Source organism: Thiohalocapsa sp. (genome assembly GCF_019695415.1).
In the GTDB taxonomy this organism is placed as follows: domain Bacteria; phylum Pseudomonadota; class Gammaproteobacteria; order Chromatiales; family Chromatiaceae; genus Thiohalocapsa.
The window spans coordinates 1-1,618 of the sequence record NZ_JAIFKJ010000602.1; the positions used below are offsets into that span (position 1 = coordinate 1).

The 1,618-nt window shown below is 67.7% G+C and carries 2 protein-coding genes; both read left to right on the forward strand.

The annotated features are described in order from the left end of the window. Positions 1–212 (forward strand): hypothetical protein (locus I6U14_RS16530; RefSeq protein WP_296900708.1); only part of this gene is annotated, 212 nt, incomplete at its 5' end. A gap of 9 nt (positions 213–221) precedes the next feature. Next, positions 222–1,618, forward strand: a 1,397-nt coding sequence (locus I6U14_RS16535; RefSeq protein ID WP_296900710.1) for a CoA transferase, incomplete at its 3' end; no start/stop codon positions are given.

Consider the following 1,618-nt stretch of genomic DNA (forward strand, 5'->3'; position numbering starts at 1 on the left):
TCGTTACCCGGCGAGTGTTGGACTGCGGGTACCAAGACGGCAACGCCTATTTCATGCAGGGCAGCGCATCGTTGCGCAAGAAAGCTGAGCCGCCCGAGAAGTCGTTTCAGGCGGCACCGCTGTTCAACCTGCTCTGGTTCAACGACGAGGGCAAGGTGATTCGCTACGTGGTGGATTTTCCCCCGGAAGCTGCCAAGTCCGCGGGGTTTTGAGCCATGACCATGAATGCACACCAAAAGCGGATCCACGACGCCATCGCAGAGGCCGTCGGCATCGCCACGCCGGCGGACCAGGTGCAGGTCGATCAGACGCCGACCTTCCTGAAGGAGCCGATGAAGGTCGCCGACTTCGCCGCCGGCGTCGTCGCGGCGTTGGGCACCAGCGTGGCGGAACTGGGCCACGCCCGCGGACTGCCCGCGCAGGATGTCGCCGTGGACCGGCGCCATGCCGCGTTGAGCTTCAACGACGGGCTGTATCACTACATGAACGGCGTCGTCATCATGGGCGGCGAGATCACGGTGCCGGTCAACGGCTTCTACGAGACCCGCGACGGTCGCTGGATGTGCTTCAACGGCGCCTATCCGCATCTGCGCGACGGCATCCTCAAGTACTTCGATGCCCCGCACGACCAGGACGCGCTGATCAAGCGGGTGGCTCAGCACGACTCGGCAAAGATCGAGGCGGACTTCGAGGCCCTCGGGCTCTGTACGGCACCGGTGTGTACCCCCGAGGAATGGCTTGCCCATCCGCAGGGGCAGGCCATGGCCGCCGAGCCGGTGGTGTTGTCCAAGCGCTTCGGCGATACCAAGGAGCGCGTGCTGCCGGAGGCCAGGCATCGGCCCCTCGAGGGCGTGCGCGTCATCGACGTCACCCATGTGATCGCCGGTCCCTGGGCAACCCGGGTGCTCGCGGACAACGGCGCCGACGTCATCTCCGTGCGCAATCCGGCCTTCCCGTTCCTCTATCCGGCCATCTTCGAGGAGAGCTACGGCAAGAAGCAGATCCTGCTGCATCTGGGCATGGAGAAGTCCAAGGCCCGGTTCACGGAGCTGCTCAAGGACGCCGACGTGCTCGTCTGGGGCTACGCGCCGGGCTCGCTGGAGCGGCTCGGATTCACCCGCGAGGCGCTGATGGCGCTGAACCCGAACCTGGTGGTGACCCGGGTCTCCGCCTATGGCCCCGAAGGCCCCTGGGCCAAGCGCAAGGGCTGGGAGCAGCTCGCGCAGGCCTGCTCCGGCATGGTGGACCTGGCCTCCCGCGGGCGCGAGCAGCATCACCTGGTCGGCGCCCTGCCCAACGACTACGCCACCGGCTATCTCGCCGCCATCGGCACCGTTGCCGCGCTACGTCAGCGCCAGGAACAGGGCGGCTTCTGGGAGGTGGAGGCCATGCTGACCCGCACCGCGATGGAGATCCTGTCCCTGCCCCACGAGGCCGAGGAGGCCGTTGCCGTGTCGCTGGAGCGCGCCGCCAAGTACTTCGTGGATCAACTGTCGAACTCCGGTGCGCCCCTCACCCGTCTGGCCCCGGCGGCGCGGCTCCCCAATACGCCCCCCTTCTGCCGGACCGCCCCGGCCCTCACTACCAGCACTCCCCCCTCCCTCCCCCCCCGCGCCGG